The organism is Prevotella sp. P4-67 (assembly GCF_002251325.1).
Lineage (GTDB): Bacteria > Bacteroidota > Bacteroidia > Bacteroidales > Bacteroidaceae > Prevotella.
In genome coordinates this window covers 144,586-168,889 of sequence record NZ_NPJL01000057.1, presented here as the reverse complement: position 1 = coordinate 168,889, position 24,304 = coordinate 144,586, and the positions used below count along the sequence as shown (strand labels likewise).

General features: G+C 45.6%; 23 protein-coding genes and 1 pseudogene. 21 read left to right on the top strand and 3 right to left on the bottom strand.

The window, feature by feature from the left end:
* Positions 1-89 precede the first annotated feature (89 nt).
* The 5 genes from CIK92_RS09630 to CIK92_RS09610 all read left to right on the top strand — a co-directional run bounded on the left by CIK92_RS09630 (position 90) and on the right by CIK92_RS09610 (position 6,280).
* A complete protein-coding gene (locus tag CIK92_RS09630) occupies positions 90-1,031 on the top strand; it encodes a bifunctional hydroxymethylpyrimidine kinase/phosphomethylpyrimidine kinase (protein WP_094388942.1) in 942 nt (313 codons plus the stop codon).
* Positions 1,028-1,903 (top strand): pyridoxal 5'-phosphate synthase lyase subunit PdxS, encoded by an 876-nt coding sequence (gene pdxS / locus CIK92_RS09625; protein ID WP_094386890.1) that lies wholly within the window; start codon positions 1,028-1,030, stop codon positions 1,901-1,903. The genes CIK92_RS09630 and pdxS overlap by 4 nt, the downstream gene beginning before the upstream one ends.
* Complete coding sequence (pdxT, locus tag CIK92_RS09620; protein WP_094388941.1) at positions 1,900-2,460, top strand: pyridoxal 5'-phosphate synthase glutaminase subunit PdxT; 561 nt, start codon at positions 1,900-1,902, stop codon at positions 2,458-2,460. The genes pdxS and pdxT overlap by 4 nt, the downstream gene beginning before the upstream one ends.
* Positions 2,461-2,580: 120 nt before the next feature.
* On the top strand, positions 2,581-5,394 hold the full coding sequence (gene uvrA / locus CIK92_RS09615) for an excinuclease ABC subunit UvrA (RefSeq protein WP_094388940.1): 2,814 nt from the start codon (positions 2,581-2,583) through the stop codon (positions 5,392-5,394).
* 4 nt (positions 5,395-5,398) lie between these two features.
* Positions 5,399-6,280: a glycosyltransferase gene (locus tag CIK92_RS09610; RefSeq protein ID WP_158214774.1), complete on the top strand. Its 882-nt coding sequence runs from the start codon at positions 5,399-5,401 to the stop codon at positions 6,278-6,280.
* On the opposite strand, the gene CIK92_RS09605 is transcribed toward CIK92_RS09610, so the two are convergent.
* Entirely contained in the window at positions 6,255-7,076 is an 822-nt protein-coding gene (locus tag CIK92_RS09605) for an MBL fold metallo-hydrolase (RefSeq protein WP_094388938.1), read from the bottom strand. The two genes, CIK92_RS09610 and CIK92_RS09605, sit on opposite strands and share 26 nt — an antisense overlap.
* A gap of 122 nt (positions 7,077-7,198) precedes the next feature.
* Here CIK92_RS09605 and CIK92_RS13790 point away from each other — a divergent pair, with 122 nt between their 5' ends.
* Positions 7,199-7,369, top strand: coding sequence for a hypothetical protein (locus tag CIK92_RS13790; protein ID WP_158214773.1), 171 nt, complete (start codon positions 7,199-7,201; stop codon positions 7,367-7,369).
* Between the two features lie 60 nt (positions 7,370-7,429).
* On the opposite strand, the gene CIK92_RS09600 is transcribed toward CIK92_RS13790, so the two are convergent.
* Positions 7,430-9,175 carry a phospho-sugar mutase gene (locus tag CIK92_RS09600; protein ID WP_094388937.1) on the bottom strand — a complete coding sequence of 582 codons (1,746 nt, stop codon included), beginning with the start codon at positions 9,173-9,175 and terminating at the stop codon, positions 7,430-7,432.
* 122 nt (positions 9,176-9,297) lie between these two features.
* Here CIK92_RS09600 and CIK92_RS09595 point away from each other — a divergent pair, with 122 nt between their 5' ends.
* The 15 genes and pseudogenes from CIK92_RS09595 (at position 9,298) to CIK92_RS09530 (ending at position 23,911) form a co-directional block, all read left to right on the top strand.
* Positions 9,298-9,582 (top strand): DUF4491 family protein, encoded by a 285-nt coding sequence (locus CIK92_RS09595; protein ID WP_094388936.1) that lies wholly within the window; start codon positions 9,298-9,300, stop codon positions 9,580-9,582.
* Positions 9,579-10,049, top strand: coding sequence for a 23S rRNA (pseudouridine(1915)-N(3))-methyltransferase RlmH (gene rlmH / locus CIK92_RS09590; RefSeq protein WP_094388935.1), 471 nt, complete (start codon positions 9,579-9,581; stop codon positions 10,047-10,049). Before CIK92_RS09595 ends, rlmH begins: the two co-directional genes overlap by 4 nt.
* Before the next feature lie 39 nt (positions 10,050-10,088).
* Positions 10,089-12,425 carry a GH92 family glycosyl hydrolase gene (locus tag CIK92_RS09585; RefSeq protein ID WP_094388934.1) on the top strand — a complete coding sequence of 779 codons (2,337 nt, stop codon included), beginning with the start codon at positions 10,089-10,091 and terminating at the stop codon, positions 12,423-12,425.
* 54 nt (positions 12,426-12,479) lie between these two features.
* On the top strand, positions 12,480-13,781 hold the full coding sequence (locus CIK92_RS09580) for a glycoside hydrolase family 28 protein (protein ID WP_022311439.1): 1,302 nt from the start codon (positions 12,480-12,482) through the stop codon (positions 13,779-13,781).
* Positions 13,782-14,109: 328 nt separating this feature from the next.
* Positions 14,110-15,126 (top strand): SPOR domain-containing protein, encoded by a 1,017-nt coding sequence (locus tag CIK92_RS09575; RefSeq protein WP_022311440.1) that lies wholly within the window; start codon positions 14,110-14,112, stop codon positions 15,124-15,126.
* Positions 15,126-15,659, top strand: a complete 534-nt coding sequence (locus CIK92_RS09570) for an FHA domain-containing protein (protein ID WP_022311441.1) — start codon at positions 15,126-15,128, stop codon at positions 15,657-15,659. The genes CIK92_RS09575 and CIK92_RS09570 overlap by 1 nt, the downstream gene beginning before the upstream one ends.
* 78 nt (positions 15,660-15,737) lie before the next feature.
* The gene (hisH, locus tag CIK92_RS09565; protein ID WP_094386880.1) at positions 15,738-16,331 is read left to right on the top strand and encodes an imidazole glycerol phosphate synthase subunit HisH; all 594 of its coding nucleotides are present in this window, start codon (positions 15,738-15,740) and stop codon (positions 16,329-16,331) included.
* Positions 16,328-17,014: pseudogene (gene hisA, locus CIK92_RS14080) on the top strand (1-(5-phosphoribosyl)-5-[(5-phosphoribosylamino)methylideneamino]imidazole-4-carboxamide isomerase); the annotation flags it as partial. The gene hisH and the pseudogene hisA, both read left to right, overlap by 4 nt.
* A gap of 21 nt (positions 17,015-17,035) precedes the next feature.
* Positions 17,036-17,800, top strand: a complete 765-nt coding sequence (hisF, locus tag CIK92_RS13920; protein WP_254046051.1) for an imidazole glycerol phosphate synthase subunit HisF — start codon at positions 17,036-17,038, stop codon at positions 17,798-17,800.
* A 3-nt stretch (positions 17,801-17,803) separates the two neighbouring features.
* Entirely contained in the window at positions 17,804-18,445 is a 642-nt protein-coding gene (gene hisIE / locus CIK92_RS09555; RefSeq protein WP_022311444.1) for a bifunctional phosphoribosyl-AMP cyclohydrolase/phosphoribosyl-ATP diphosphatase HisIE, read from the top strand.
* A gap of 16 nt (positions 18,446-18,461) precedes the next feature.
* Positions 18,462-19,181, top strand: coding sequence for a cell division ATP-binding protein FtsE (locus CIK92_RS09550; protein WP_022311445.1), 720 nt, complete (start codon positions 18,462-18,464; stop codon positions 19,179-19,181).
* Between the two features lie 44 nt (positions 19,182-19,225).
* Positions 19,226-20,548, top strand: a complete 1,323-nt coding sequence (locus CIK92_RS09545) for an aspartate kinase (RefSeq protein ID WP_094388932.1) — start codon at positions 19,226-19,228, stop codon at positions 20,546-20,548.
* 35 nt (positions 20,549-20,583) lie between these two features.
* Complete coding sequence (gene lysA, locus CIK92_RS09540) at positions 20,584-21,741, top strand: diaminopimelate decarboxylase (RefSeq protein WP_022311447.1); 1,158 nt, start codon at positions 20,584-20,586, stop codon at positions 21,739-21,741.
* On the top strand, positions 21,738-22,880 hold the full coding sequence (locus CIK92_RS09535) for a glycosyltransferase (RefSeq protein WP_022311448.1): 1,143 nt from the start codon (positions 21,738-21,740) through the stop codon (positions 22,878-22,880). The genes lysA and CIK92_RS09535 overlap by 4 nt, the downstream gene beginning before the upstream one ends.
* Entirely contained in the window at positions 22,877-23,911 is a 1,035-nt protein-coding gene (locus CIK92_RS09530) for a hypothetical protein (RefSeq protein WP_022311449.1), read from the top strand. The genes CIK92_RS09535 and CIK92_RS09530 overlap by 4 nt, the downstream gene beginning before the upstream one ends.
* Here CIK92_RS09530 and CIK92_RS09525 read toward each other — a convergent pair whose 3' ends face one another.
* Positions 23,912-24,247 (bottom strand): cupin domain-containing protein, encoded by a 336-nt coding sequence (locus CIK92_RS09525; protein ID WP_094386873.1) that lies wholly within the window; start codon positions 24,245-24,247, stop codon positions 23,912-23,914.
* Positions 24,248-24,304 lie beyond the last annotated feature (57 nt).

Here is a 24,304-nt window from a genome sequence, read left to right as displayed (position 1 = left end):
AATTGCTCGTTTTTATTGTCTTTTCAAGAACATTTCTTTGATATGTCAGAAATAATACGTTATTTTGCATAGCAAAAGGCAGACGAGCAATGGATACAATACTGACTATTACAGGTTCAGACAATACAGGAGGCTCTGGTGTTCAGGCGGACATCAGAGCCATTACTGAACTTGGAGGCCGCATGGTTTCTGTAGTCACTTGTATTACCATCCAGAATACGCTTGGTATTCAGGAGTTTTATGACATACCCGCCCAAGTAGTTGCAGACCAGATTGAAGCCATTGGGAATGATATGCAGCCCCCCATCGTCAAGGTTGGAATGGTGCGCAATCTCCAGACCTTATCGGTCATCATCAATTACCTCCGCCGATACAAGCCTTCATACGTTATCTATGACCCCGTCGTCTTTTCCAGTAACGGCGACCTGCTGATGGAAAGCCATCTCATAGGTATGATACGCCAGCATCTCCTGCCCCTTTGTTCGCTGATACTTCTCAGAAGGAAGGAGTCTACGCTGGTATTAGGCAATACATCCCCAGACAATGTCTCACTGCTCGACGACACCCCTGTTCACGGATATTCCAACTTGCTTTCCACCGCCATTACTTATTATCTCTCGCAAGGCAACTCGATAAACGAGGCCATGCAGAAAGCATCCGAGTATCTGCGCATCCACGTTTCTCCCGAAGACAGTTCGCATAACCGCAGCACCGAACTCTACCGCGATTTCACCAAGGCCATAACCGCCTACCTCAAGCAGCGGAGCGATGTAGCCTATTATGCCGACTTCCTGAATGTCACCCCGCGCTATCTGGCCCAGGTTACAAACCGCATCAGCGGCATGACACCCAAAGCCATCATAGAGCAGCATTTGGAAGACGCAATCTGCAACGAACTTCTTAACACAGGGAAGACTATTCAGGAAATAGCCTATGAATACCAGTTCTCTTCACAGGCTCACTTTACCAAGTTCTTCAAACGTATCACTGGATATACTCCAAGTAATTATCGTAAAAATCATATACAATGACAACAGAAAGACAAATTTTGAACCGCAACTTGGCTCAGATGCTCAAAGGCGGTGTAATCATGGACGTAACAACCCCCGAGCAGGCACGTATCGCCGAAGCAGCTGGTGCCTGTGCCGTAATGGCATTGGAGCGAATCCCTGCGGACATCCGCGCAGCCGGAGGTGTATCACGTATGAGTGACCCCAAGATGATAAAGGGAATCCAGGAGGCTGTCAGCATTCCTGTAATGGCTAAATGCCGTATCGGCCATATTGCCGAGGCACAGATTCTGCAGGCTATCGAGATTGACTATATCGACGAGAGCGAGGTACTTTCTCCTGCCGACAATATCTATCACATCGACAAGACCCAGTTTGACGTGCCCTTCGTATGTGGTGCCAAGAATCTGGGAGAAGCCCTCCGTCGTATTGCCGAAGGCGCTACCATGATACGTACCAAGGGCGAGCCCGGTACAGGCGATGTCGTTCAGGCCGTTAGTCACATGCGCATGATGCAGAGCGAAATCCGTCGCATTACCAGCATGAGCAAGGATGAACTCTATGAAGCTGCCAAGCAACTCCAGGTACCTTACGACCTCATAGTCTATGTTCACGAGAATGGCAAGCTCCCTGTAGTAAACTTCGCCGCTGGTGGTGTTGCCACACCTGCCGATGCCGCCCTCATGATGCAGTTGGGTGCTGAAGGCGTATTTGTTGGAAGCGGAATCTTCAAGAGTGGCAACCCTGCAAAGCGCGCAGCCGCCATCGTACAGGCTGTTACCAATTACAATGACCCCGTCAAACTGGCAGAACTGAGCGAAGACTTAGGCGAAGCTATGGTTGGTATCAACGAGCAGGAGATTGAACTGCTTATGGCAGAACGTGGCAAATGAGAGTAGGTGTATTAGCTCTCCAAGGAGCCTTCATCGAGCACGAACAGATGCTTCAGCACATAGGTGTTGAAGCATTTGAAATCAGACAGTTAAAAGATTTCCAACAACCCATCAACCGTCTGATTATCCCGGGCGGAGAAAGCACCACATTGCGCAAGTTGCTCAAGGATACAGGGCTCTTTACACCTATCCGCGAGCGCATCCTTGACGGAATGCCAGTCTTTGGAACATGCGCAGGAATGATACTTCTCGCCCAACACATCGAGAACGAGACCGACACCGGACTTGCCACCATGGATATTACCGTGCGTCGCAACGCCTACGGACGTCAGTTGGGCAGCTTTTATACCGAGTCTGAGTTCAAGGGCATCGACCATCCGATACCTATGACATTCATCCGTGCTCCATACATCCAGTCTGTGGGCGAGGGAGTAGAAGTATTAGCAACAGTCGATGGCAATATCGTGGCCGCACGCCAAGGTAGCCAGCTTGTTACCTCATTCCATCCCGAGCTCAATGACTCGGAAGAGATACACAGACTGTTCCTCAGCCTCTAAGATAATCATAATATTCTAACACAATCATCTTGGGCATTACAAATGGTAATCTTTAGCATACCCAAGGTGATTGTTTTTTTCCCAATCACCATTACTTAAGCATTACCAATTATTCTTCTTATGGACTATATAGAACTGAAAGGCGTAAGGGTCAACAACCTGAAAAATATCAATATATCAATCCCCCGCAACAAGTTTGTTGTCATAGCGGGAGTCAGTGGTTCGGGCAAGAGTTCATTGGCTTTCGATACGCTCTATGCCGAAGGACAGCGCCGTTATGTAGAGTCTCTCTCCAGTTATGCCCGTCAGTTCTTGGGAAGAATGAGCAAGCCCGAGTATGACTTCGTCAAGGGACTTCCTCCTGCAATTGCCATTGAGCAGCGTGTAATTTCGCGCAACCCGCGTTCTACCGTAGGTACATCTACAGAGATTTACGAATATCTTCGATTGCTCTTCGCACGTATAGGCAAGACCTTCTCTCCGATTAGCGGCCAGGAGGTAAAGCGTCATTCTACAGAAGACATCATAGCGTGCACCCACCAGTTTGCCGAGGGTACCCGCTTTCTGATATTGGCCCCTGTCCATGTGGCCGAAAACCGCACTCTGGCTCAGCAGTTGGAAATGTACCGACAGGGAGGCTACCAGCGCCTGTATGTCAATAAGGAGGTGCAGCGTCTGGACGACCTTCTCGCAAGCACCGAGCCCCTACCCGATGCCAAAGATGTATATATAGTGGTCGACCGCCTTACCGTTTCGGCAGAGAATGACCAGGTGTCACGCCTGGTCGATTCGGCAGAGACCGCCATGTACGAAGGCAACGGCACCTGCGTATTGGTATTCATACCGTCCAACTTGTCCTACGAGTTCTCCACAAGATTCGAGGCCGACGGCATAACCTTTGAAGAGCCCAATGACAATATGTTCTCCTTCAACTCTCCTGTAGGGGCCTGCCCTACCTGCGAGGGCTTTGGAAGCATCATCGGCATCGACGAGAAACTGGTTATCCCCAATTCTACGCTGAGTGTCTATGAGGGATGCGTCAAATGCTGGCATGGAGAGAAGATGAAGGCTTGGAAGGAAGAGTTCTGCCGTCGCGCACAGAAAGACAACTTCCCCATCTTCACCCCCTACAATGCCCTGACCCAAGCCGAGAAGGATATGCTGTGGCATGGGTTGCCATCCGAGCAACACATGAACATTCATGACAAGGTTTGCATCGACTCTTTCTTCCAGATGGTCAAAGACAACCAGTATAAGATACAATATCGTGTGATGCTGAGTTGCTATCGTGGACGCACCACGTGTCCAGATTGTCGTGGCGGACGTCTTAAGAAGGAGGCCAACTGGGTAAAGATTAATGGGCGAAGCATAACCGACCTCGTACAGATGCCTATTGGCAACCTGCTGGAATGGTTCAGGAATCTGCAACTGTCCGAGTACGAGCAGAAAGTAAGCAAACGCCTGTTGACAGAGATTACCAATCGCCTGGATTACCTGTGTCAGGTTGGGCTGCAATACCTCACGCTGAACCGCCAGTCCAACAGTCTGTCTGGAGGCGAATCTCAACGCATCAGCCTTACCACCGCCATCGGCAGTTCGCTTGTGGGTTCTCTTTATATCCTTGACGAACCGTCCATCGGACTTCACAGTCGCGACACCCAGCGGTTAATAAAAGTTCTGAGAGAACTGCAGCAGTTGGGCAATACCGTGATAGTGGTAGAGCACGACGAAGAAATCATGCGTGCCGCCGACTACCTGATAGATGTCGGGCCCGATGCAGGCCAGCATGGAGGAAGCATCGTCTTCGAAGGCGATATGGCCCAGCTGTCTAAGGCTACCGTCAAGGACTATCCGCAGTCTTATACCGTGAAATATCTTACCGGTGAAGAGACAATAGCCATACCCGCATCGCGCCGTCCATGGAATCGCTCCCTGACGGTCAAGGGCGCCCGCATGAACAACCTCAGAGGCATAGACGTACAGATACCGCTCAATGTCATGACCGTCGTCACCGGTGTGTCGGGTTCGGGCAAGAGTTCTCTCATCAAGGGTATACTCTATCCCGCACTGAAGCGCAGACTCGATGAGGTTGCCGATTTGCCAGGAGAGTATCTGTCCCTCGAGGGCGACGTGGATTCCATCAAGCACGTCGAGTTTGTCGACCAGAATCCTATTGGCAAATCCACCAGGTCCAATCCTGCCACCTACGTCAAGGCATACGATGCCATCCGGCAGTTGTTTGCCGACCAGCCCCTTTCGCGCCAGATGGGGTATACTGCCCAATACTTCTCGTTCAACGCCGAGGGCGGACGATGCGAGGAATGTAAGGGCGCAGGCGTCATCACGGTAGAGATGCAGTTCATGGCCGACCTGGTGCTCGAGTGTGAAGCCTGCCACGGCCGGCGGTTCCAAAAAGACATCCTCGATGTTACCTTCCACGACAAGAACATCTACGATGTGCTCTGCATGACCATATCCGAAGCCATCGACTTCTTTACCCAGTACAACCAACCAGTCATTGTCAACCGCCTGAAGCCTCTTCAGGATGTCGGACTTGGCTATATCAAGTTGGGGCAGAGCTCTTCTACGCTGTCGGGAGGCGAAAACCAGCGTGTCAAATTGGCTTACTTTATTGGGCAAGAGAAAGCCGACCCCACCCTATTTATCTTTGACGAGCCTACGACGGGCTTGCATTTCCACGACATCCAGAAACTGCTCCACTCGTTTGACTCGCTTATCAAGCGAGGTCATTCCATACTGATTATCGAGCACAATATGGAGGTCATCAAGTGTGCCGACTGGGTCATCGACCTCGGACCCGATGGCGGAGACAAAGGTGGCGGCCTGGTATTTGAGGGAACGCCAGAAAATCTGGCGACATGCAAGGAAAGCATTACCGGCAAGTATCTGGCAGACAAACTCAAAGAAGCATAAAGATATGAAAGGACTGTCCATACTGATACCTGAATACAATTGCGACTGCACCCAGCTTGTGCGCGATTTGCACCGCCAATGCGCCTCGGCCCAGTTGCCTTCTTGGGAGATTGTCGTTGCAGACGATGGTTCTATCGATGAGACAGCCGTCAATCAGAATCGCATCATCGGCACCTGGGACAATTGCACCTTCATCCGCAACGAGCAGAATATGGGTCGTGCGGCTATCCGCAACTTCCTTGCCGAGAAAGCGCAATACGACCGCCTGCTCTTCATCGACTCAGATATGTGCATCGTGTCCGAAGACTTTGTGAAAACCTACCTTGCATCTTCAGCCCCTGTAATATATGGCGGCTATAGTATCGTGGGAAATCATGCGGGCAATCTGCGCTATGAGTATGAACGCCAAGCCGAGCACAGTCATCGGGCCTCGGTGAGACAACGGAACTGCTATAAAGACTTTCACACCTCCAACTTCTGCATAGACCGAAGCATCTTTATCGCCCACCCATTAGACGTTTCCTACGAAGGCTACGGATATGAAGACGTGGCGTATGGCGACCAGTTCTGCCGAGCAGGCATTCCCATTCAGCATATTGACAATCCCGTGGGTTATTATGATTTTGAGACCAACGAATCATATATGCTAAAAGTAGAAGAGAGCCTGTTGACCCTGTACCGGCACCGCTCCCAACTGAAAGACTATTCCCGCATCATCGCCGTAACGGCAGTTGTCGAACGCATACACCTGCATCATCTGGCTGGAGCATTGTTCCGATTGGTACAAAACAAAATGCGGAGACAGATTGTGACCTGCCCCCGCTTGATGTTGTTCACGTTATATAAGATTGGGTACTATATTAATCTTGCTCGTTGTCAGAAGTAAGTTTGAATACACCTGTCGGTATCTTGCGTTTCAGTACATCCAGTTTCAAACTGCCTCCTATCGGTTTTCCGGCTTCTGCCAATGTCTGTTCTATGGTTATGCGTGCAAGTTCCGGATGATTGTTTTCTTCAGACAAATGGCACAACCATATATGCTTCAGCTTCTCTGAAGCCTCTTCGGCTATTACTTTGGCACAATTCTTATTGCTGAGGTGTCCGTTGGGACCACTCACCCGCTGTTTGAGATAGGCCGAATAGGGGCCGCTCATCAGCATGGCTTCATCGTGATTGGCCTCAATTATCAGGTAATCAGCGACGCTGATAGCCTTTCTGATTTCATCGGTAATTTCACCCACATCGGTTGCCAGAACTATAGTCATACCCTCATGCTCTATCTGGTAGCCCACGCAGTCCATACTATCATGAGGCACATGGAATGAGGTAATGTTGAAATTGCCCAACTTCTGCATGACGCCATTTTCTATCACATGCTTGTTGCCAACCGGAACCTTGGCCCTTACACAGTAATTTCGCTCAATGCCATGATGGACCGTGGCCGTGGCGTAGACCGGAATATGGAAGTCCTTGCTGATACAGCCCACAGACTTGATATGGTCGGCATGGTCATGGGTGACGATGATATTCTGTATCTGCGACAGAGAAAGACCATAATTAGAGAAGTGTTTCTTCAGCGTTCGTATGCCGACACCGACATCAACCATCAGATTGTCAGTGTCATTATAAAAAAAATAGCAGTTACCACTGCTACCGCTTCCGAAAGATATAAAATTGAGCATTGTCGTTTTGTCTTTTTTGAAATGCAAAACTACTCAAAAATGGCGAGATTACAAAACTTACCTACACTTTTTTCAAGCCGGTTCTTAATTCCGCCAAGCCCCTGTCTGATTCATTCTACCCCATGACCACCTACAAAATGATTGCGAACTACGAGTTGCAGAAATCAAACCGTGAAAAATCTATTGCCAACCACGAAACCGTCATTTCAAACCTTGAAATTACCTTCAACATGGTTGGAAAAGAAATCAACATAATCACTGACGAGATTCAAGCACATAAAAAAGGTGTCTGATTGGTCAACATGACGACAATCAGACACCTAAATCTATTTATTGGCTATAGTAGCATTGCGTTAGAGACCCAGCTGCTTCTTGATTTCCTCTATCTTGGCCATACCTTCCTCCTTGCAACGGGTATAGCATCCTGCGCACTTCATAGTGCCCTTGACCTCGAAGTAGAACTTAATCTTAGGCTCGGTTCCAGACGGTCTTACGCTAAGTTTGGTGCCATCCTCGCAGAACCACTGCAGCACATTGCTGGTAGCAGGCATATCAAGTTTGGTGACATTGCCCTCGCTATCGGTCTGGGTCAGGCTCTGGTAGTCCTTAGAACATACTATCTTGCTTCCTGCGAGATCCTTGGGAGGATTGTTGCGGAAGTTGGTCATCATCTGCTTGATTTCGTCAGCACCTGTCTTGCCAGGCTTAACCACATTGATGGTAAATTCCTCTGAGAAACCATACTCAAGATAGATTTCCATCAACAGTTCGTAGAGAGTCTTTCCCTTGTCCTTGGCATAAGCACAAATCTCTGCCAAGAGAGAACATGCAGAAACGGCGTCCTTGTCACGAACAAAGTCTTCGGCCATAAAGCCGTAGCTCTCTTCGCCACCACCGATAAACTGCTGCTTGCCTTCAGAGATGGCAATCTCACGTGCAATCCACTTGAAGCCTGTGTAGCAATCGCGCATTTCGATATGGTTCTTCTCAGCAATCTTGCGGATAACCTCGGTGGTAACAATAGTCTTGACGATAAAGTCGGTGTCCTTCATCTTGCCCATTGCCTTGCGGTTGGTAATGATGTAATAGAGGAAGAGCAGACAGGTCTGGTTGCCATTGATAAGTATCCACTCGCCCTTGTCGTTCTTGCAGGCCATACCTACGCGGTCGGCATCGGGGTCGCTGGCCATAACGATGTCGGCGTCAATCTCCTTGGCGTCTCTCAGAGCCAGAGTCAGCGCCTCGCCATTCTCGGGGTTAGGAGAAACCACTGTTGGGAAATCGCCACTACGCTGCATCTGCTCCTTGACACAATGTACATTCTCAAAGCCCCATAACTTGAGTGACTGGGGAATCAGCATCATACCAGTGCCATGCAGAGGAGTGTAAACTATCTTCAGGTCTTTCTGACGCTTAATCACTTCAGGGTCGATGCATACAGTACGTATCTTCTCGAGGTATGCCTTGTCAATCTCTTCGCCGATAATCTGGATAAGGTCCTTGTTGGCAGCAAACTTCACGTCGGCTACAGTAACCTTGTTGACTTCGTCGATGATTCCAGTATCGTGGGGTGACAGCACCTGGGCTCCATCCTCCCAGTAAGCCTTATAGCCATTGTACTCCTTGGGGTTGTGGCTGGCAGTAATGTTAACACCTGCCTGGCATCCGAGATGGCGGATTGCGAAAGAGCACTCTGGAGTAGGACGCATATCGTCAAAGAGATATACCTTGATACCATTAGCAGAGAAGATAGCTGCTACATTCTCGGCAAAGAGGCGGCTGTTGTTGCGGCAGTCATGACATACTACAACAGAGATTTGCTCCTTGTCCTTGAAGTTCAGTTTAAGATAGTTGGCAAATCCTTGTGTTGCCATGCCAACTGTATAGATATTCATACGATTGCTACCTGCACCCATGATACCACGAAGACCACCGGTACCAAATTCAAGGTCCTTGTAGAAACATTCGATGAGATTGGTCTTGTCTTCCGAAGCGATGAGCGCTTCTACCTCCTTACGAGTAGCCTCGTCAAAAGCAGGAGTTAACCATTGCTGTGCCTTTTCTGTACACTGAGCAATCAATTGTGCATTATTTTCCATATTACGTTAAATAAATTGTTATAGTCTGATGCAAAGATAACAAATTATATCCGTGATAATCGCCAATTAGACGATTTTTTTTTGTATTTTTGCAAGCAATAATCAATAAACGTGTATTTATTATGTTTTTCACCGGCTTGATAATCGCTTTCGGCACTTTTCTTATTATCGGAGTATTCCATCCGATAGTAATCAAGACTGAATATTATTTTGGTACCGGCCCATGGTGGGTATTCCTGGTGTTGGGGATTGGCGCCATAATAGCCTCGCTTTGCATAGCCCAGGTTATCCTATCCAGTCTTCTGGGAGTGATTGGGGCGAGTTGCCTATGGTCAATAGGCGAACTGTTTGAACAGAAAAAACGTGTAGACAAAGGTTGGTTTCCTAAAAACAAGAATCGCCAATGAAGTCATTATTAATTCTGGTTGGCAAAACCACGAACAAGCATTTTGCGGCAGGCATCAAGGACTATACCGAGCGCATCGGCCACTACATGCCCTTTGAGATAATCACCATACCAGAAATCAAGAACACCAAGAGCCTCTCTGAAGAGCAGCAGAAAGAGCGTGAAGGCGAGCTGATACTAAAACAGCTGCAAGCCTCAGATACGCTGGTGCTCCTGGACGAACATGGAGCAGAGTTGCGAAGCATAGAACTGGCCCAATGGCTCGAAAAGCGACAGCAGACATCGCGCCGCTTGGTGTTTGTGATAGGTGGCCCCTACGGTTTCTCTCCCGATGTCTATCAACGAGCCAACGACAAGCTGAGCCTCTCGCGACTTACCTTCTCGCACCAGATGGTGCGTCTGGTATTTACCGAACAGCTCTATCGTGCTTGCACTATAATAAAAGGTGAGCCATACCACCATGAATAATAGACAACAAGAATAATAACTAATATCAGTAATATAATCATGAAGAAGAAAGTACTGCTTTTATCAGCTATCACAATGATGGCCATGTGTGCATTAGCCCAAGCGCAGCAACGCACAAGGTCGAGTTATGTTAACCCGATGATTGGTACAGCCGGTATGGGCCATACCTTTCCAGGTGCCTGTTCACCATTCGGTATCGTGCAGCTTAGTCCCGAGACCGACACCATTCCACAGAATGTGGATGGCAAGTATCAAACGGAGGTTTATTCCTATTGCGCCGGATACCAATATGACGACCCGACAAGCGTAGGTTTCAGCCACACCCATCTGAGCGGCACTGGCCACAGTGACCTGGGCGACATTCTCATCATGCCACAGACTGGCAAATTGCAGCTCAACCCCGGTACTGCAAAGGACCCCGACTCGGGCTACCGTTCACGCTATTCACATGAGACAGAAAAGGCATCGGTAGGCTATTACGAGGTGACTCTTGCCGACAACAATGTACGTGCGCAGTTTACCACCACTCCCCGCGTGGGCGTACATAAATATACATTCCCCGATGTAAGCGAGGCCCGCCTGATAATTGACCTCATGCACGGCATCTACAATTACGACGGCAAGGTGCTGTGGAGCACGCTGCGCGTGGAGAATGACACGCTGCTCACTGGTTATCGCATCACCAATGGATGGTCAAGAGCCAACTATACCTATTTTGCCATCAGTCTGAGCAAGCCTATCAAGACCTATGGCTATCGCGACATGAAGCAACTGAAGTACCGTGGCTTCTGGCGCAAGTTTGACATATACAACAATTTCCCCGAGATTGCCGGCCAGGGCGTTGTCACCTATTTCAACTTTGACAATACCGACCGCAAACCTATCACCGTAAAGGTTGCGCTTTCTGCTGTCAGCACCGAGGGCGCACTCAAGAACCTCAAAGCCGAAGCTGAAGGTTTGACATTCGAACAGGCCCGTGCCAAGAATGAGGCTCTGTGGGAAAAGGAGCTTGCATGTATTGATGTCGAAGGAAGCGAAGACCAGAAGGCTATGATATATACATCTTTATATCATACGCTGATTAACCCTTCCATCTACATGGACGTGGATAGAAAATACCGTGGTGTAGATGGCAACATCCATGAAGCCAAGGACTTTGACAATTACACTATCTTCTCGGTTTGGGATACTTATCGTGCAGAACATCCATTCCTCCAGTTGGTAAAGCCAAAGCACAACCTGAACATGGTAAAGTCTATGATAGCCCACCAGCAGCAGAATCGCCTGCACATGCTGCCGGTTTGGAGCCTCATGGGCAATGAAGGCTGGTGCATGACGGGATACCATGCTGTTACGGTTGTAGCCGACGCTCTCGTCAAGGGCGCCGCTCTCAATGCCGACGAAGCTCTCCGCGCTATGGACGAGACCGCAAACTGCTCTTACTTCCCAAGCGTTGACAAATACAAGGAATTGGGATATGCTCCATACGACAAAGACAAGACAGCAGCATCCAACACACTCGAGTACTCATACGATGACTGGACCATCTATGCCGCCGCTCTCAAAATGGGACGCAAAGACATTGCGGACAAATATGCCAAGCGTGCCTTGTTCTATCGCAATACTTTTGACAAGAAGATAGGCTTTGCCTCTCCACGTTATGCCAACGGCGAGTTCAAGAAAGACCTGGATCCATACCAGACTTATGACGAGGGATTCATTGAGGGCAACTCGTGGAACTTCTCCTTCCAAGCTCCTCAGGATGTCAATGGTCTCATGAAATTGTATGGAGGCGACAAGGCTTTCCAAAAACGTATTGACGAATTGTTCCAGATGCACTTGCCAGAGAAGTACTATGTGGACAACGAAGACATTACCGAAGAGGGACTGGTTGGCGGCTATGTACATGGCAATGAGCCCAGCCACCACATTCCCTATCTCTACGCCTGGACTTCAGCTCCATGGAAATCTCAAGAGCGTCTGCGTACCATTATGGATCAGATGTATAAGAACAATATCCGTGGTTTGAGCGGTAATGATGACTGCGGCCAGATGTCGGCATGGTATCTGTTCTCTGCCATGGGTTTCTATCCCGTCTGCCCTGGTAGCGACCAGTATGTCATTGGCGCTCCTTTCCTGCCTTATATGCAGATTAATCTTCCCAATGGAAAGACCGTCACTATCAAGGCTCCTGGAGTAAGCGATCGCAATCGCTATATCCGCAACGTCCGCATAAATGGCCGTCCTTACACCAAACTCTATTTTACACATGACCAGCTGGTCAATGGAGCTACTATCGAGTTTGACATGACCTCCAAGCCCAACAAGAGCAGAGGATTGAAGGCTACGGACAAGCCATATTCTATGACCAAATAATAATAACAAGAGGGGGCACGGTCATCGTGTCCCCTCATTTTTAATATACAAAAGATGAATTTATTACTATCAACCATTATCAGTATCCTTACCTTTGGCGCCGTGGCAGACAATGCTAAAACCAACAACGCGCAGGCAATCAATAAGGCAATAGAAGCTGCGGCCGAAAAGGGAGGCGGAAAGGTCGTGGTTCCTGCAGGTACATTTGTGACTGGCACCATTTACCTCAAAAGCAATGTCATGCTTGTTCTGGAACAGGGGGCAGTATTGAAAGGCTCCCCACGCCTTGAAGACTATCAATCGCTAAAGACAACACTTGATTTGTCTAAATATGAAAGCGGTGAAGGAACGGTAAACTATAACAGCGCTACAGACCCGGAATGGTCGCGCTCGCTTATATTTGCCATAGGTGTACATAATGCAGGAATATGTGGCGAAGGAACCATAGACGGCGACAATGTACGCAATCCAAAAGGTGAAGAACACATGCGTGGTCCTCACACTGTCCTATTGGCGGGCTGTAAGGACATGAGTTTCTGCGATTTCACAGTTAATCATTCGGCCAATTATGCATTCTTGGCCTATCAGATAGAAAGCACCCGCTACGAACGAATCAAAATCAATGGCGGATGGGATGGAATCCATGTGCGCGGAGCCAAGCGTCTCCATATTAGCAACTGTAACATTCATTCCGGCGACGATGCTTTGGCTGGTGGCTATTGGGAAAAAGCACAGATAACCAATTGCACGCTCAACTCATCTTGCAATGGTATACGCATGATAATGCCATCGACCAATGTACATGTATCTCATTGCCGATTTGAAGGTCCAGGTGTCTATCCACACATTACATCGGGCCGCACAGCGACAGAGTCTGCAATCAACATTCAACCCGGAGGATGGGGTAAAGCTCCCGGACGATTGGATGGTATATATATAAAGCATTGTATTATAAATAATGTACTGACTCCTATCTCTGTCACTTTAAGTGAAGACAACACAGCTGGTACAATCGTCATTGATGACGTCAAGGCCACCAATGTCAACCATATGGCATTATCAGTAAAAAGTTGGGGAAGCGCTCCCACTGATTTAGTCTGCATGCGCAATGTGCATATGGAGTTCGTGGGAAAAGATGACCCTACCCTTCCCTCTTGGTTTGACGGGAAAGATTTCAGCGAATGGCCAGTATTCCCATGTTGGGGCATGTATTTTAGAAATATTGGACAAGTAAAACTAAAGAACGTTACCCTCCAGCTGAAAGGAAAGGATTATCGCACACCCATCATCTATGACAACGTACATAAAAAGCCATCAACATCAGCTTGCAACATCATCACAAAAACCGCCAAGTAAATGATTGGCAATGTATATGGTATTAAAATAAAAAAAGCGGTCAGCTTCACAGCGACCACTTTCACTCTTCAATAGGTATTAGCTATTCTAAGGTAAAAAGATTGTTTTCAGGATAACATTTGCAAAGATACGCCTTTTTTTTTAACTGCCAAATAATTCTTTTAACTTTTTCAAAAAAAAGTTGCGAAAGAACAAAATCTTTCAAAAAAACAGCTCAAAATTGCAAACAACTGTAAATAAAGAGCATACGAAAGACACTAAAAAAATGTTGAAATAATTAATAATATTTATTTGGTATATCGGTCAATTATCCGTAACTTTGCAAATAATGATTGAACTCGAAAGACATATTGAAATCCTACTTTTGAGCAACGACTGTGTGATAGTCCCTGGTTTTGGGGGCTTCATGGCTCATCATGTAGATGCACGTTACGACGAACAGGAAAATCTCTTCTTGCCACCGCAGCGCACTATTGGCTTCAACCCTCAGTTGACGCTGAATGATTCTTTGTTGGCTCAATCATACATCGAAGCATACGACATCAGTTATCCAGAAGCCTTGCGCCGTATAGAGGACGAGGTAAGAGAACTGCGTCAGCATATTGAGTGTAATGGCAGTTACGAGCTATATGATTTAGGTATTATTCGCCTGAACGAGTATGGAAAATATGAATTTGAGCCATGTGAAGCAGGAATTCTTACTCCTGAATTGTATGGGTTAAGTTCATTCATAATGAAGCCGACAGCATCTTCATCTGTCCAAACCATTCCGGCAGCTATTGACAAACCCGATAAAGAGGTAAGCCCATTTGACATTTTGATGGATAGCGACGAAAAAGAAGAGGAACAGGAGCGTACCATCAAATTGAGCACCTTGCGCAATATTGCCGTAGCATGCATAACCATCATCGCATTTTTCTTTATCTCATCACCTATAAATAATTCTGATTTGAATTCTAACGAAGCACGTATCAATACTGATATGCTCCTAAGAATTATGCCACGATGCGAGAATATAGAAAAGGCTCAACTAAAGTTAGACGTCGAGAATAAAGATTCCGTTGAGGCCGTTAAGAACAACATGGCAGAATCATCAGACACAATTAGCCACAGTCCTTATTATACTATTGTATTATGTAGCCGTGTAACAGTTAAAAATGCGAACACATATGTTGAGCAGCTACACAGGCAAGGACTCATGGAGGCTCGAGTGACAACGCAAGGAAACTATACCAAAGTGGTTTTAGGTCGCTTTTTATCTGAAAGAGAAGCCTCTTTAGAGGCAATTCGCATCCAGAAGAATACTGGCATCTCTGATTGTTGGGTAACTAAAATGAAAGACTGATGAAAAGAGTAAGATGCCCAAAATGCGATCAATATATACTATTTGACGAAACCAAATATACAGAAGGTCAATCACTTGTTTTTGTATGTGACAGGTGTGGAAAACAGTTTGGAATACGTATGGGAGTTTCCAAATTACGACGACTTCAACGTGATGAGAATCCCGAAGAAGAGGTAGAGGATACCACCTTCGGTTCGATTGTGGTAATCGAGAATATTTTCCATTATAAGCAGATTATCCCTCTCCATATGGGAGAAAACATAATAGGCAGATACATGAAAGGGTCTGGCATAAACTGTCCTATTGAAACTGTCGACCCGAGCATAGATATGCACCATTGTATTATTACTGTACAACGTGACAAAAATGGAGCATTAAAATATATACTCCGTGATGGACCAAGTTATACGGGCACATTTGTTGACAACGTAATCCTTGGCGACCGCGAACGTCGAGTCATACAGAACGGTACACTTTTCACCATTGGAGCCACAAGTATCATTCTCAAGACTCCTGATGGCGATGATGCGTAAAAAATATAACTAAACCTCCCATATTTCAAAAGAAAATTGTATCTTTGCACTTGCAGAAATTGCTAAAGTGTAACGATATTGAAAATTGCGATAGTTAAATATAACGCCGGCAACATATTCTCTGTAGAAAACGCACTGAAACGATTAGGTGTTAACCCTATACTCACAGATGACGTTGAAGAATTAGCATCTGCCGACAAAGTTCTTTTCCCAGGACAGGGAAAAGCAAGTGTTACGATGTCCTATCTCCGAGCACATCGCCTGGACGAAGTTCTTGTCCATCTTACCCAGCCAGTTTTGGGGATATGTATAGGCCAGCAGCTTATGTGTCGCCGTTCGGCTGAAGGTGACGTAGATTGCTTGGGCATATTTCCTATTGATGTAGAGAGGTTCCACCCTGAAAATAAAGAAGACAAAGTTCCTGCAATGGGTTGGAATCAACTTAATATTGTTAGCGACAACCCTCTGCTCAAAGGTCTCGGCGAACAATCTTATGCATATTTCGTACATAGCTATTACGTGCCAACATGTAAATGGACTACGGCAGAGGCATATCATATACTTCCATTTAGCGCATGCCTTTGCAAAGACAATTTCTATGCCACTCAATTCCACCCGGAAAAGAGTGGGAAAACAGGTGAAATCATTCTTAATAATTTCTTGAACCTATGATAGAACTTATACCTGCCATAGACATTATCAATGGTCAATGCGTAAGACTCACTTGTGGTGATTACGATGCTCAAACCGTATATAGCAAAAATCCAACTGATGTGGCGAAACATATTGAAAGTCTCGGATTTAAGCGTCTTCATGTCGTAGACCTGGATGGAGCGAAGTCACACCACATTGTCAATGAACACGTGCTCAAAGATATCACAAGCCAGACTCGATTAAAAGTAGATTTTGGCGGAGGGATAAAAACGCAGGAGGATATAGAAAAGGCTTTTGCAGCTGGTGCTTCTATGGTAACCATTGGCAGTGTAGCCGTTACCCAGCCTGAGCTTTTTGTTGAGTGGCTCAACCATTACGGAGCACATAGAATAATCCTCGGCGCAGACGTACGTTATGGAAAAATATCTGTCAACGGTTGGAAACAAGACTCAGAGATAGACCTCTTTGCATTCTTGGAACAATACATCAACCAAGGTGTAACACAAGTGTTGTGTACGGATATCAGCAAAGATGGAACCCTTTCCGGACCTGCCATCGAACTATATGCAGATATCATGAAACGCCACCCCACCCTGCACCTTATAGCCAGCGGTGGTGTTTCGTCGACTGCAGACATCCATAACCTTGCCAAAGCGGGCATTCCTTCCGTGGTATTCGGAAAAGCTTTTTATGAAGGGCGTATAGACACTCATAGTCTGTTTATTCCAAAGGGAATCACAAAGCGTATCATACCATGCCTTGATGTAAAAAATGGCAAGACTGTCAAGGGTACAAATTTCATTAACCTGCGCGATGCTGGCGATCCAGTTGAACTGGGCAAGTCTTATAGTCTGGCGGGGGCGGACGAATTGGTATATTTGGACATAACCGCCAGTGCAGAAGGACGTAACACGTTCACAGAAATGGTAACTCGGGTAGCATCAGAAATCAATATTCCTTTCACTGTAGGAGGAGGCATCAATACCATTGATGATGTTGAACGCTTGCTCTATGCCGGTGCTGATAAGGTGAGTGTTAATTCTGCAGCAATTAAAAATCCCCAACTCATCAATGACATTACTGGAAAGTTCGGTTCTCAAGTATGCGTTTGTGCAATCGACGCCAAATATGAAGAAGGCCAATGGAATTGTTATATCAAAGGAGGTAGAGAACGTACATCTCTAACCCTGTATGACTGGGCACGTGAGGTAGAATACAGAGGGGCTGGTGAAATACTTTTCACCAGCATGAACCATGATGGGGTTAAAGATGGTTTTGCCATCGATGCACTTTCACATCTCTCTGAGATACTTTCGATTCCAATAATTGCCAGTGGTGGCGCTGGAAGACCAGAGCATTTTAGTGATGTGTTTAAGAGAGGAAAAGCTGATGCTGCTCTGGCTGCAAGTGTTTTTCATTTTGGAGAAATATGCATACCTGAACTTAAACAATATCTTAATGGTCAACATATAAACGTGAGATTGTAAACAATGACAAATATTGACTTCGACAAGATGGGCGGACTGGTTCCTGCCATAATACAAGATGCAACGACTCGTAAAGTGCTTATGCTTGGCTTTATGAACAACGAAGCATATGAGAAGACCATCAACACTGGGAAGGTAACATTCTGGAGCCGTTCCCGCCAATGCTTGTGGACAAAAGGAGAGACTTCTGGCAACTTCCTTGAGCTGGTAAGCATGCAACTCGATTGCGATTGCGACACACTGTTAGTCAAAGCCAACCCATTGGGACCTACATGCCACAAAGGTACTGACACATGTTGGGGCGAAGACAATATAGCCGACCCAATCTTGTTTCTCTCCGAGTTGCAAGATTTTATTACAAACAGGTTTAAGCAGATGCCTGAAGGGAGCTATACCACAAGCCTTTTCAAGAAAGGCATAAACAAGATGGCGCAAAAGGTCGGCGAAGAGGCATGCGAAACCATAATTGAAGCAACCAACGGGACTAACGAGCATCTTGTTTATGAATCTGCAGACTTGCTATATCACCTTATAGTACTTCTCACCAGCAAAGGGTTAAGTTTGAATGATGTGGCCATAGAACTGAAGAAACGACATGACCCCGAATGGGACCGGCAACGTCGCATAGACAAGGCTAACAAATAAAACATATTAAGATATCATGCTAATAGAATATAATCACGTAAACATCTACCAACAAGATACTGTCATTCTTAAAGATGTCAATTTTGGCATCGACAAAGGTGAATTTGCCTATATCATCGGTAAGGTAGGTTCGGGCAAAAGTTCTTTGCTCAAGTCTCTCTATTGCGAACTCGACCTCTACAGTGAAGATTGCGAAAAAGCAGAAATACTTGGCCGCAACCTGTTAACATTACGCCGCAAGGATGTTCCGGAACTACGACGCCATTTGGGCATTATCTTCCAGGATTTCCAATTGCTTCATGACCGCTCTGTATATCAGAACCTTTTATTCGTTCTGAAAGCAACTGGTTGGAAAGACAAGGCGAAAGTAGAAGCACGTATAGATGAAGTTCTGGAAACTGTTGGTTTATCTGACAAAAAGAACAGCATGCCACACGAACTGTCTGGAGGAGAACAACAGCGCATCGTTGTTGCACGTGCGATGCTCAATCATCCCGACATCATCATCGCAGATGAACCGACGGGCAATCTGGATCCCGAGACAGCAGAATACATAGTACGTTTACTCAAGGATATCACCTTAACCGGAACGGCAGTGATTATGTCAACTCACAATATACAAATGCTCGACAAATTCCCCGGCATAGTATATCGTTGCCACGATGGAAGCGTCAAGGACGTAACAAGCGAATATAATAGTATGGATCTCAGTGAAGATGCCCAGACAACAGATTAAGTAATAGAAGTATAAACATATTTTTCAATTCAATACACAGTATTATGAAAGTAATGAAATTTGGAGGCACATCAGTAGGCTCTCCTGAAAGAATGAAGAATGTTGCACAACTTGTCACAAAGTCAAATGATCAGACATTTGTAGTTCTCTCAGCAATGAGTGGGACCACCAATAGCTTAGTCGAAATCAGCGACTACCTCTATAAGAAAAATCCTGAAGGGGCCAACGAGCATATTAATGCTCTCGAAAATACATATATGCGCCATGTGGAAACCCTTTATTCTACAGAAGAGTATAAAGAGAAAACACGTTCATTCCTTCGTGAAGAGTTTAACTATCTGCGTTCTTTCACCAAAGACCTGTTTACTTCATTTGAAGAGAAGTCCATCGTCGCTCAAGGTGAAATCATCAGCACCAATATGGTTGCCAACTATATGCAGGAGCAAGGATTCAACGTATACCTGCTTAACGCCTTGGACTTTATGCGTACCGACAAAAATGTGGAGCCAGACCCACATTATATCAAGGAGAAGCTAACGGATATCATGAATGACCATCAAGGTCATCAAGTATATATCACACAGGGTTTTATCTGCCGTAACGCATACGGAGAAATAGATAATCTCCAAAGAGGAGGTAGTGATTACACTGCTTCACTGATAGGTGTATCACTTAACGCAGAAGAGATTCAGATATGGACCGACATTGATGGCATGCATAATAATGATCCACGTATCGTTGAGCACACGGAAGCCATCCCTCAGCTCAACTTTGAAGAAGCCGCAGAGTTGGCTTATTTCGGCGCAAAGATACTCCACCCTACCTGTGTGCAACCAGCCAAATACGCAAGTATTCCTGTTCGTCTGAAGAACACATTGGATCCAGATGCTCCCGGAACCATCATTGACAATGTAATCATGCATGGCAAGATAAAGGCGGTGGCAGCAAAAGATAACATTACAGCCATAAAAATCAAATCATCGAGAATGTTACTTGCTACAGGTTTCCTCCGCAAAGTGTTCGAAATATTTGAAAGCTACCAGACTCCTATTGACATGATTGCCACCAGTGAGGTAGGCGTGTCAATGAGCATTGATAATGCCGCGCATCTTATGGAAATTGTAGATGAGCTTAAGAAATACGGTACCGTAACCGTTGATTCAGACATGTGTATCATATGTGTCGTTGGTGATTTGGACTGGAACAACTTGGGATTCGAGTCGTTAGCAACTCATGCAATGAAGGATATTCCTGTACGCATGATTTCATATGGCGGTAGCAATTACAACATTTCATTCCTCATCAAGGAAGCTGACAAGAAGAGAGCTCTGCAGAACCTTAGCAAAGAACTCTTCAAACAAGCATAAGTAGTTAAAGGACATATTGAAAAAAATCAGGATAAGTGAAAGGAACATTTCCAATAGACAAGTTTCAAAGCATTGAGACACCATTCTATTATTATGATACAGAACTGCTCTGGCGCACCTTGAATGTAATACACAAAGAGGTTGAACGTTATGAGCGGTTTGAAGTACACTATGCGATAAAAGCCAATGCCAATCCCAAGTTGCTCAACATCATTTGTCAGGCAGGATTAGGAGCAGACTGTGTAAGCGGCGGTGAAATAGAGGCAGCAAGTAAAGCGGGCTTTCCTGCAAACAAGATTGTTTATGCGGGAGTCGGCAAGAGCGATTGGGAAATTCGTTTGGGCTTGGAGAAAGGCATATTTTGCTTTAATGTTGAGAGCTTGGCCGAACTTGAAATTATCCAGCAGCTTGCTGCGGAGATGAACACGAAGGCAAATATTTGTCTTCGCATCAACCCCGATGTAGGCGCACATACCCACGCCAACATCACCACAGGACTTGCTGAAAACAAATTTGGTATTGCCTTAGGCGATATGATGGACGTGATTGAGAAGGCGCATCTTATGTCCCATATACATATAATGGGATTACATTTCCATATCGGCTCCCAGATACTTGACATGGGCGATTTTGAAGCCTTGTGTAATCGCATCAACGACATCCAGAAGCAAATGGAGCAGCATAATATACGCATAGACGTAATTAACGTTGGAGGTGGATTGGGCATTGACTATGCCCACCCCAACCGCGTATCTATCCCTGATTTCAAGGCCTATTTTGAATGTTACGCCCGACATCTCAAGCTACGGCCATATCAGCATCTTCATTTTGAATTGGGACGTGCGGTCGTGGGGCAATGTGGAACTCTCATAGCTCGAACCCTTTATGTGAAGCAAGGGACACACAAACAGTTTGCAATAGTAGACGCAGGAATGACCGATTTAATCCGCCCTGCGCTCTATCAGGCTTATCACAAGATAGAAAACATCAGTAGCGAAGCTCCTCTTGCCACCTATGATGTTGTTGGCCCCATCTGCGAATCAAGCGACGTTTTTGCGAAATCCATTGATATCAATAGTGCTCATCGTGGTGACTTCATCGCCATCCGTAGCGCGGGAGCTTATGGGGAAGCTATGGCAAGCCATTATAATTGCCGACAACTACCTAAAGGATATATCTCTGAAGAATTATGATATTCGACACATTTTCTATAGTATGTAGTTTGGTCGCGTTGTTCATTCTGCTTCTCGCATGGCTTTTCAACCCATTCCGCCGAAGAATTTTCAATGCGGAAGCTAATGAAGACGCTACTGACAATCCCCCATTGTCGCTTGTCATCATAACTCAAGGCAATGCCCAAGCATTGGAGGAAAATCTCCCATTATGGTTAACTCAACGGTATAACGCAGATTTGCAAATAATCGTTGTTACCGACGAGGGTGACCATTATGCTGACGATGTATTAAAACGCATTGCTACAACGCATGATATTCACAGAACCTTCGTACCCCAAACGTCACGTTACATGAGCAGAACCAAACTGGCTGTAACTTTAGGTGTAAAAGCAGCACATCATCAAATGGTAATGCTTGTCAATGCAGATTGTAGTCCTGCTTCGGATTTAACCCTGGCACTATTGGTACAGGCCAACAACCCATCTTCCTGCACCATGGTCATGCCTCTATCCCATTACCAAGAGCCATGCAAAGGCTTTTATCAGTTTGAGCATCTACATCGTTCACTTTACTATATGCATTCTGCCGTAAGTGGTGCCGCTTATGGTTCCAATTCTAACAGCCTGCTATTCTGTAAAGACATGTTCATGCAAGGTCAAGGCTTCTTAGGAAGCCTACACCTTATAGGTGGAGAATATGAGATTCTCACGAATCGATATGCCACAAGAGAAGAGACAAGCGTATTTGTTAATCCTAAAGCGCAGCTCATCCAGCAAACGCCATCGCGCCATATTTGGCGTAACCGTGCAGTTGCTGCATGGGAAATTCGCCGTCATCTTAAGCATGGTTTTATTACTCGCTTGACCTATATCACTGATCAGATTGTACTCCATCTTTCCTATATCGCCCTCATAGGTTTGGCAGTTGCAAGCGGAATTACACAGCATTGGATTTCATTAGGAGTTGCAGCCTTTCTGTTTTTGTGTTTACTCTTTACACGCATTATCCAGGCCCGAAAAGTTATTAGGCAATTGGATATCAAGATAAATACTTTTCTTATTCCCATCTATGAACTTCGTATCATCTGGCACAATGCGATGACTGCCCTTTTGCACAAGTTTACTGATAAAATTGAATTTACTTGTCACAAATTATGAAGATTGGTCTTTATATTTCCTCCAGCTGTGCAAAGGATCCTTTGGCCTATGCATTTGCCAACCTGTTGAGTGAAGGTTTGGGCAACAGAGTCCAGACACTGACCCGTCATGACAAGTTGGACCCCACCTTAGACCTTGTTCATATTTTGGGAGGAAATGACCTTTATTCTTGTAGACTCATTTCTACGACAGCCAGCAAACACATTCCATCTCTATATTCCCCTTTGGGCGAAATCCTTCCTTGGACCAACACTCAATCATCTATGCGGTTTGTATTACAAAAAAGCATGATGAAATCATCTCAAGCCATCCATGCTTGGAGCAGAACAGAGCAGAATTACTTGGAACGTATCCTTCAATGCGTTGACTTGGTATTTATTCCCAATGCAGTTGTAACACGAACCATTAGCAAAGAAGACATGTGTGACAAGTTTATTAAACTTTACCAGAAGATAATAGACACACATGTTGAAATGGCTATAGACCGCGGTTTGCGCCAAGACGTCTATTCATTGCTTCAGATTGGCCTTGACTATAATTTACTACAAGACAAACCATTCATTGGAGGTGTCACTTCAAGAATACAGACATTTTCAGAAGAGCAATGGCGCCATATTATGCTTTATTCCTATGACCAAGGTATAATAGATTACATACACAACGCCTTGGAGAGGCTACAGATACGCATACCCCTAATGGACATCAGACAGATAAAAACATTTGACAATAGCATTAGGCAGGCAGATTGCAATGAGGAAACAATCCAAACTGGAAATGCTACTGACATTGTCTATGCCACAATATCTAAAATTATAGAAGACAAGAAAAGGGGCTGCCCTCTCCTATCCCGTTATGCTTCATGTTATAAATTATTACATAACGCAGATTATGATGAGGACAAATTGGTAGAGATGCTTAAACGCAATCACCTCTTTCAAAAGGCCAAAAAACTTATGACCGATATGCAAGAGATAACCGGTCTTAGCGAAGGTTTTATCCCTGCGCTTCTCTACTCTGTACCCAATAACTAATTACTTGTTGTGCTGTGGCACTATGGCCAAATACACCAAATCGTGATCGGTTAGGTTCTCCATATAGTGCGAATGTCCCTCTGGACAATAATGACATTGTCCTACTCTTACCACCTCCGTTGTATCATCATAGTGGAAAGTAGCCTCACCACTTAAAATATAGATTACCTCGCTGTTGCCATTGTGGGTATGCAAACCAGTAGACGAGCCAGGACGAAGAGTAGAATACATTATTTTTACATTATCATCTGAAAAACTTCGAGAATCCAAAGGCCCCTTACCGCCCTTGAAATTCATCGTACGACATTCTTTAATGTCATCAAAGTCAATTACCATACTGCAACTATTAATAAGATTTTGATGCAAAGTTATAAAAATGTATGTAGTCAACAC